7 protein-coding genes are annotated in these 8,191 nt (G+C 72.7%); 2 read left to right on the forward strand and 5 right to left on the reverse strand.

Annotation, left to right across the window (positions count from 1 at the left end):
* Positions 1–1,244 (forward strand): M1 family metallopeptidase (locus VR45_RS33445; RefSeq protein ID WP_045943659.1); only part of this gene is annotated, 1,244 nt, incomplete at its 5' end.
* 159 nt (positions 1,245–1,403) lie between these two features.
* Here the strand turns inward: VR45_RS33445 and VR45_RS33450 are convergent.
* The 3 genes from VR45_RS33450 to VR45_RS33455 all read right to left on the reverse strand — a co-directional run bounded on the left by VR45_RS33450 (position 1,404) and on the right by VR45_RS33455 (position 4,982).
* Positions 1,404–3,404: a M9 family metallopeptidase gene (locus VR45_RS33450; protein WP_052709571.1), complete on the reverse strand. Its 2,001-nt coding sequence runs from the start codon at positions 3,402–3,404 to the stop codon at positions 1,404–1,406.
* Entirely contained in the window at positions 3,401–3,730 is a 330-nt protein-coding gene (locus tag VR45_RS46185; RefSeq protein WP_159394447.1) for a hypothetical protein, read from the reverse strand. Before VR45_RS46185 ends, VR45_RS33450 begins: the two co-directional genes overlap by 4 nt.
* 400 nt (positions 3,731–4,130) lie before the next feature.
* The gene (locus tag VR45_RS33455) at positions 4,131–4,982 is read right to left on the reverse strand and encodes a LysR family transcriptional regulator (RefSeq protein WP_045943660.1); all 852 of its coding nucleotides are present in this window, start codon (positions 4,980–4,982) and stop codon (positions 4,131–4,133) included.
* A gap of 82 nt (positions 4,983–5,064) precedes the next feature.
* Between VR45_RS33455 and VR45_RS33460 the strand changes: the two genes are divergently transcribed.
* Positions 5,065–5,601 (forward strand): cupin domain-containing protein, encoded by a 537-nt coding sequence (locus VR45_RS33460; RefSeq protein ID WP_045943661.1) that lies wholly within the window; start codon positions 5,065–5,067, stop codon positions 5,599–5,601.
* 160 nt (positions 5,602–5,761) lie between these two features.
* Here VR45_RS33460 and VR45_RS33465 read toward each other — a convergent pair whose 3' ends face one another.
* Together VR45_RS33465 and VR45_RS33470 are read right to left on the reverse strand one after the other, a co-directional pair.
* Positions 5,762–6,754, reverse strand: a complete 993-nt coding sequence (locus tag VR45_RS33465; protein ID WP_078897084.1) for an ROK family protein — start codon at positions 6,752–6,754, stop codon at positions 5,762–5,764.
* Between the two features lie 105 nt (positions 6,755–6,859).
* On the reverse strand, positions 6,860–8,191 hold a 1,332-nt coding region (locus tag VR45_RS33470; RefSeq protein WP_045943662.1), incomplete at its 5' end, for an APC family permease.

The raw sequence follows: 8,191 nt of genomic DNA on the forward strand, positions 1-8,191 counted from the left end.
CCGTCACCCACACCGTGACGCTGCGCAGCGACGCGACCGGTGCCGCCTGGCGGGGGCACCAGCGGGTGAGCTTCACCCAGGTCGCGCCGGAACCGCTGTCCGCCGTGTACCTGCGGCTCTGGGGGAACGCCCGCGGCGGGTGCGCGGCGCCCGCCGTCAGGCTGACGGGTATCGCGGGCACGGCCACGGGCACGGCCACGGCCACGGCGGACTGCACCACGCTGCGGGTGCCACTGCCCCGGCCGTTGCGGCAGGGCGAGTCCGGCACCCTGGACTTCGAGCTGTCCGTCGACGTCCCGGAGGGCCTCGACCGCTTCGGGCGCGACGGCGCGTACAACATCCTCGGCAACGCCCTGCCGACGCTCGCCGTCCTGGACGGTGACGGCTGGCACCTCGATCCGTACACCGGCAACGGCGAGTCCTTCTACTCCCTCGCGGCCGACTACTCGGTCACCCTGGACCACCCCTCCGGCCTGCTGGTCCCCGCCACCGGCAGCGCCGTGGAGGCGCCCGGCGGTCCGGGCCGGACCCTCACCACCGTCACCGCCCGCCGGGTCCGTGACTTCGCCTGGGCGGCCGGTCCGTTCACCCGGCTCACGGGCCGGTCGGCGGACGGCGTACGGATCGGTGTGTTCGCGACCCCCGACGTCACCGCCGAGGACGCGCGCCGGATGCTGGACGTCGCGAGCGGGGCGATCGACGCGCACTCCGCCCGCTTCGGCGCCTACCCGTACGGCGAGTTGGCCGTCGTCCTCGACAACGCCTTCTGGTTCAGCGGCATGGAGTACCCGGGCTTCGTCCTCGACCGGGTCAAGCCCTCGGCGCTGGTCCACGAGCTGGCGCACCAGTGGTGGTACGGCATCGTCGGCGACGACCAGTACCGCGCGCCCTGGCTGGACGAGTCCTTCAGCGAGTACGCGACCGACCTCGTCCTCGGCGGGGCCGACGAGAACTGCGCGGCGGCCGCGCGCTGGGCGTCCGAGGACGAGCGGCTGACCTCGCCCATGAGCCACTGGGACGCGCACCCCGACCGGTACGAAGCGGTCGTCTACGACCACGGCTCCTGCGCCCTGCACGAGCTGCGCCGACTGCTGGGCGAGGACACGATGGCCGCCCTGCTGCGCGACTACGCCCGCGCCCACTGGTACGGCGTCTCGACCACCGCCGCGTTCAAGGCCGCCGCCCAGGGGGTGTCCCCCGTCGACCTCGCCCCGTTCTGGCGGGAGCACCGGATCGACGGCTGAGCACCTGCCCGGCCCACCACCATCACCACGACGACCACCAGGACGACACCGACGCCGCCGAACCGGACGGAACCGCCCCGGCCGGCTGCCGGGGCGGTTCCGTACTGGGTCCGAACTGGGTCCGTACCGGGGCGCGCGGGGCGCCCGGCCGGGACGGGATCAGAACTCGCTGGTGACGCTCACCCCGCTGAAGCCCTGCTGGGCGTACAGGCTGAAGAAGACGTAGCCCGCCGGGGGGTTGGTGATGGTGAGGGACTCGGAGTTGTCCGGGCCCGCCGAGCGGGTGCTGTACGCGTTGGTGTAGGCCCAGCCGTACGGGTTGTAGTAGAGCTCGCCGTTGCCGGTGCCGCCGCTGGTGGTGACCCGGATCTGGCGGGTGCCCGCCGGCACCGAGAGGTAGAAGTGCGCGTAGTTGCCGGTGGTCGCCGCCAGGTTGCTCCGGCCGCAGTTGCGGTCGAGCTTGCGGAGGTCACCGCCCGCGCACTCGGTGAGCCTGGGGAAGCTCGGGGTGTTCTTGCACTCGCCGCCCGCGCAGGAGGTCAGCCAGGCGTCGAAGTCGGCGTCGTAGCGGGTGCCGATGGTCGACTTGAGGAGGGTGCGGGAGCCGGCCCAGTCGCCCTTGCGGTACAGGGCGAGCAGGGTGTCCACGTCGGGCCGGTGGCGCTCCAGCATGTAGCGGACGGCGAGGTAGCCCCAGCGGTAGGTCCGGTCCTCGTCGCCGTAGTAGGTGTCGAAGAGGTCGCTCAGCCGGTAGGTGTGCCGGGCGGCCTGCTCGATGGCCTTGGTGTTCACGACGTTGACGTAGGAGTCGGCGACGACCTCGGCGAAGCCCTCGGTCCACCACACCACGGGGGTGGGGTCGGCCAGCTCGAACTTGCCGTACATGTTGAAGCGGGCGTCGAGGTAGTGGGTGTACTCGTGGTTGAGGTTCCAGACCTCGAAGTCGGGGCGCGCCCAGGACTTCTCGTAGGCGACGAACCGCGCCTGGTTGCCGGCCTTGGCCGGGTCACCCTCCAGGTACATGCCGCCGTTGTCGGTGGCGTTGTCGAACATCACCGGGGAGAGCGCCTTGTACTCGGGCGAGTCGTCGAAGACGATGACCTCGATGGCGCTGTTGAGGTCGTCCGCGACCGGGCCGCTGTCCCGCGCCACGGCGTGGAAGTAGGCGTCCTGGCCGTTGAGGCTGGTGCAGGTGGCGTCCAGCTGGGCCTGGGTCATGGCCTCGGCGAGGATGCGGATGCTCGGGCTGCACTGCTTGATGTTGGTCAGGTAGGCGGTCCTGAAGCGCTCCGCGTCCTGGCAGGTGCCGTAGAGGGCGCAGTTCTCCTTGTCGTAGCTGCGCACGCCGATCGCGGCCTCCGCGCGCTGGTTCCGGGTGGGGCCGGTGACCTCGAACTTCGCGGTGAGCGCCTGGAGGTACGGCCGCACCCTGGGCCGGAACTCGGGGAAGGACATGAACCGGCTCAACTCCTTGACCGAGTTGGTGAGCACCGGGTCGTAGGGGCCGCCGGCGTGCACGAGGGCCCGGTTGGCGAAGGCGGCCACCGCGTCGATCAGGGCCGGGTCGGCCTGGAGCGCCGCGCGGAACGCCGGGTCCTCGCTCCGGACGCCCCGGTAGAGCACCAGGAACGCCGGGTTGAGCGACCACATCAGGTTGTTCTTGTCCCACGCGCCGCCGTTGTAGGCGGTGAGCAGGCGCTTGACGATCGGCAGGTAGGCGAGCGGCTCGCGGGGGACGTCGGCCAGCGTGGCGGCGTTCATCAGCGGGCCGGCGTTCTCGGCGGTGGCCTCCAGCGCGTGCGGGTTGGCGAAGAAGGCCTGCACGCCGGTGTAGATCGCGGCCGGGAGCCGGTCGTAGCTGCCGACCGCTGCCTTGTTGACCCACTGCACGGCATAGCCGGCCTGCAGGTAGTACATCAGCTGCTGGATGGAGCCGCTGTTGTTGCCCTGGTAGGCGACGGCGGCCGCGCGCACCGCGTCGGTGACCGTGAGCATCTGGGACTCGCGGAAGGCCGCGGCCGCGTAGCGGGGTTCGATCCGGAACAGGCTGTCGACGCAGTTCATGTCCACGGACTTGATGAGCTTGATCAGTTCCGCGCCGGTCCGCCCGAAGTCGGTCGGGTTGCACGCCACCGCCTCGCCCGAGTCCTCGGCGGTCACCTCACCGGTGGCCGCGCCCCGGCCGGACGGCTTGGCCGCCGGCTGCTGGGTGCGCCAGGGGCGAAGTCGTGGCGGGGCCCGATGTCGGCGGAGCTGAGGGCCCCGTTGTGCTCGGCGGGTACCGCGGCGGCGTTGTCGGACTGTTCGACCTGCTCGACGCCGGGCGGCGGGAGCTCGTCGGAGGGAGCCGTGTGGGCTCCTGCGGCGTCCCGGGTGGCCGGCGGTACGGCGACGGGGGACGCGGCGACGGGTGCGGCCTGCCCGAGTGGGGCGAACAGACCGATCGTCAGGACCAGGGAGAGCGCGAGCGTCAATAGTCTTGCCAACTGCCGAAGGTGCGACAGACGTGCGGTTCTCACGTGGGGGCCTCCGGGCCATGGTTCGGTCGCGTTGGGGACGCGACCGGTGGGGGTGAGGACCAAAGGGCGACGGTGCCTTGACAGGGCTCCGTCGTGACCGGTGGGGAGCGGTGATCAGTACCATGGCACATGTCACATCTCCTTTGGAAGTCCTTTACCGCCACCCCGTTCGACCCCGGAACGTTCCGCACCGGGAGCATGACGATCCGTCACTGATTCGCCGGTGCAACAGAATTCAACAATCCGCTAATCCGGAAATCCGGCCCTCCGACGAACTGCCGAGAGCCCGCCAATGAACTGTCGACGGCCCGCCGACGAACCGTCGAGGACCTGCCGAGCCGCTGGACGACCGCCCGCCGACGGACGGTCAGGCCCCGTACACGGCGGCGGCGGTGCGCACGAAGGAGCGGACCAGCGGATTCGGGTCCCCCGTGTTCCAGACCGCCACCACCCGGCTCGGCGGCATGTCGGCCACCGGCACGACGGCCAGTCCGGCGGGCGGCTCGTGCCCGAGCGGGGCCATCCCGACCGTGCCGTTCCAGAGCACCGCGTGCCGGCACTCCTGGACGGCGCGGACGACCGGACCCTGCCGTCGCTCACCGCCGTTCCAGTACGCCTGCCAGAGCGGATCGGTGCCCTCCGGGAACTGGAACCACCGCCGGTCGGCCAGGTCGGCCAGCCGCAGCCGCGCACGACCGGCCAGCGGATCGTCGGCGCGCAGCACCGCCCCCACCGGGTCGACCCGCAGTTCGCGCACGGCCAGGCCGGTCTCCTCGAACGGGCCGCGGGTCAGCGCGACGTCGACCAGGCCGGCGCGCAGCCCGCAGGTCGGGTCGGTCAGGTCGGCCTCGCGGACGCGGACCTCCACCTCGGGGAACTTCTGCCGGTAGGCGGCGGCCAGCCGGTTCACCCCCAGGTCGGAGCTGTCGGCCAGGATGCCGACGGTCAGCGACGCCGGCCCGGCGGCCGCGGTGACCCGGGCGCGGGCCCGCTCGGCCCGGTCGAGCAGTTCCCGCGCTTCCGTCAGCAGTGCCTCCCCGGCCGGGGTGAGCGTGGTCCCGGTGGCCGAGCGGTTCAGCAGGACGGCTCCGAGCTCGCTCTCCAACTGCCGGATCGCACGGCTCAGCGGCGGCTGGCTCATGTGCAGCCTGGCGGCGGCCCGGCCGAAGTGGAGTTCCTCGCCGACCGCGACGAAATAGCGCAGCGTCCGCAGCTCCATACCCGCAACGATACCCGCGCGGTATCGGCCGCCACAGAACGGGTCTTGGACGGACGGCCCGCCCCGGCGGTGGAATCGAGGCATGACCGAAACACCGAACGCCGGCACACCCACCACCGCCCCTGCCGCGCCTGCCGCAACAACGGCCGCCCCCACCGTGTCCGTGGTCGGCCCGGGCGAGGGCGAGACCGTCCTGCTCGGCACCACCCGGATGCGGATCCTGGAGGACGGCGGCACCACCGGACACCGCCTGGGCATCGCCGAGTCCGTCATCGCCCCGCACACACCGGGCCCGCCGCAGCACCGCCACGCCGGGCACGACGAGGGCTTCTACATCGTCTCCGGCTCGGTGCGGTTCACCGTCGGGGCCGAGGAGCACGACGCGGTCGCGGGCACCCTGGTCGTCGTCCCGCCGGGGGCACCGCACACCTTCGCCAACGTCCGCGACGAACCGGCCGTCATGCTCAGCACCTTCACCCCCGACCCGTACGTCCGGTACTTCCGGGAGCTGCGGGACCTCCACGCCGGCAGCGAGGCCGTGACACCGGAGGCGCAGCTCCGGCTGATGCACCGCTACGCGACCGAACCTGCCGAGGCTCCCGCCCCGGAGCCGTCCTGACCGACGCCGCCCTGACCGGGGACGCCCTGACCGGGGACGGTGATCCCGAGCCCTTCCTCCTCTGCCCACCGGCCCGGACCGGGGCCGGTGGCGTCCGACCGGTGACACGGAGTCCGGCCGCCGTCGACGCACCCACCCCGGTTCCCGTTCCGGTCCGGCCTCAACAACCCGCGGGGCCGCACCGGTGGTCGAGGGCCAGGGTGATCGCCCCGTGGAGGGAGGCGTCGGCGGTGAAGCGTGCCGGGAGGACGGCCGGCGGGAAGGGGACGGCGCGGTCCAGTCGCTCGGTGAGGGCGGGCAGGATCACCGCTCCGGCGGCCATCATGCCGCCGCCGACCACGACCCGCTCCGGGTCCAGCAGCACCGCGATGTTGGCGACGGCCGTCGCGAGCGTGTCGAGCGCCTCCCGGGCGATCCGCCGGGCAGCCGGGTCGGGGCTGGTGAACAGGCGGTCGGCGGTGAGTTCCTCGCCCAGTGCGGCGGCGCTGCGCTCGCCGAGGGCCTTGCCGCCGACCAGTTCCTCCAGCGGCGCGTGCCCGTCGGCGAAGGCGGCGGCGGGCGGGCCGGGCACGCCGGGCGACCGGCCGGGGTCCAGGTAGGCGATCTCGCCGGCCGCCTGGTGCGCGCCGTCGAGCACCCGGCCACCGACGGTGAGCGCGGCGGCGACGCCGGTGCCGAGGCTGAGGTAGACGCCGGGGTCGGCGCCGCGCAGGGCGCCCCGGCGCAGCTCCGCGAGGGCCCCGGCGCGGACGTCGTTGGCCACCGCGACGCTGTCCACGTCGAGTTCGAGCGCCAGGCGGTCGGCGAGGGCGAGGGTCTCCCAGCCGGGCAGGTTCGGGGTGAGCAGGATCCGGTCCGGTCGGATGACGCCCGGGCTGACCGCGGCGTGGGCGACCACCGCCATGCCGAGCACGGACCGGGCGTGCTCGGTGAGTTCACGGGCCGCCGCACCGGCGCGGGCGAGGACCCGGTCGGGCCCCTGCTCGGGCCGGGTGGCGAAGCGGATCCGCCGCACGGGGGTGCCGGTGGAGTCGGCGAGCGCGACCTCGGTCTTGGTGCCGCCGAAGTCGATGCCGATGACGGCTCCGTCGGGGCAGGGGCGCGGGTGGGCGCGCGGGACGGGGTCCGGGCGGACGGCGGGGTCGGTGGTCAAGAGAGCGTCCTCGGGTGGTGGCCGGGTGGTGGCCGGCCGGCGGTCGGGAGGCGGTGCGGCGCCGCCCACCCGCCGGCCGGCGGTCGGGGGGAAGGGTCCGGGCGGCTACCCGGCCCGCGCGGCTTCCGCCTCGGTGGCCCGGTCCGCCAGGAACTCCTCGCGGATCTCCTTGGGGCCGAACGGCCAGGCGCCCTCGGCCCTGGACCAGATCAGGAAGGCGACGCAGCCGAGGGCGACCCAGGCCAGCGACCATTCGACGGGGTGAACACCGGGGTTGGCCTTGTCCGCGTAGCCGTAGATGACCGTCCAGCCGATCGCGGCGACGACGGCCGGCAGCGGGTACAGCAGCATCCGGTACGGGCGGGCCAGGTCGGGCTGCCGCTTGCGGAGCACGATCACGGCGGCGATCTGGGCGAGCGCCTGCACGATCACCATGACGCTGGTGAGCAGGGTGATCAGGACGGTCAGCGGCGGGTGTGCGGCGACGTTGCCGATGTGCCGGGCGAACAGGAAGCCGCCGGCGGTGATCGCGCCCATCGAGAGCAGGCCGACGACCGGGAACCCGTGCTCGGGGTGGAGCCTGCCGAAGGCGCGGAAGAACATCCCGTCGCGGGCCGCGTCGTAGGGGACGCGGGAGCCGCCGAGCAGACCGGCGCAGACGGAGGCGAAGGCGGTGATCAGGATGAGCACGGTCACCGTGTCGGCGGCGCCCTTGCCCCAGGTCTGCTCCAGGACCGCGGAGGCGACCGAGGTGGAGGCGACGCTGTCGGGGTCGAGCATGTCCTGCCAGTGGATCACGCCGAGGACGCCGATCTGCATCAGCAGGTAGATGCCCATGATGGCGACGATCGAGAGGATGATCGCGCGCGGCATGACCCGGCCCGGGTTCTTGATCTCGGCCCCGAGGTAGGAGGCGGTGTTGTAGCCGAGGTAGTCGTAGATCCCGATGGTCAGACCGGCGGCGAAGCCGATCCAGAACTGGCCGTGGGTCAGCTCGATCGCGTGAGCGGGCCAGGTGAAGGCCATCGACGGGTGGAAGTCGGTGAAGGAGGCGAGGATCACCGCGCCGACCGAGACGATCATCACGCCCCAGAGCACGACGGTGGCCCGGCCGATGTTCTCGACCTTGCGCCACAGCAGCAGCACCACCAGGGCGAGGACCGCGACGCCGACGATGTCGCCCTGGCCGGTCGTCATGCCCGGCCACAGGTAGGAGAGGTACTGCACCAGACCCTGGACGCCGGTCGACATGATCAGCGGGATGAACAGCATCGCCGTCCACACGAACAGGAACGGCATCAGCCGCCCGCTGCGGTACTGGAAGGCTTCGCGCAGGTAGACGTAGGTACCGCCGGCGCCGGGGAGCGAGGCGCCGAGTTCGGCCCAGACCAGGCCGTCGGCGAGCGCGAGCAGCGCGCCCGCGATCCAGCCGACGAC

Source organism: Streptomyces sp. NRRL S-495, from assembly GCF_000966955.1.
GTDB classification, from domain to species: domain Bacteria; phylum Actinomycetota; class Actinomycetes; order Streptomycetales; family Streptomycetaceae; genus Kitasatospora; species Kitasatospora purpeofusca.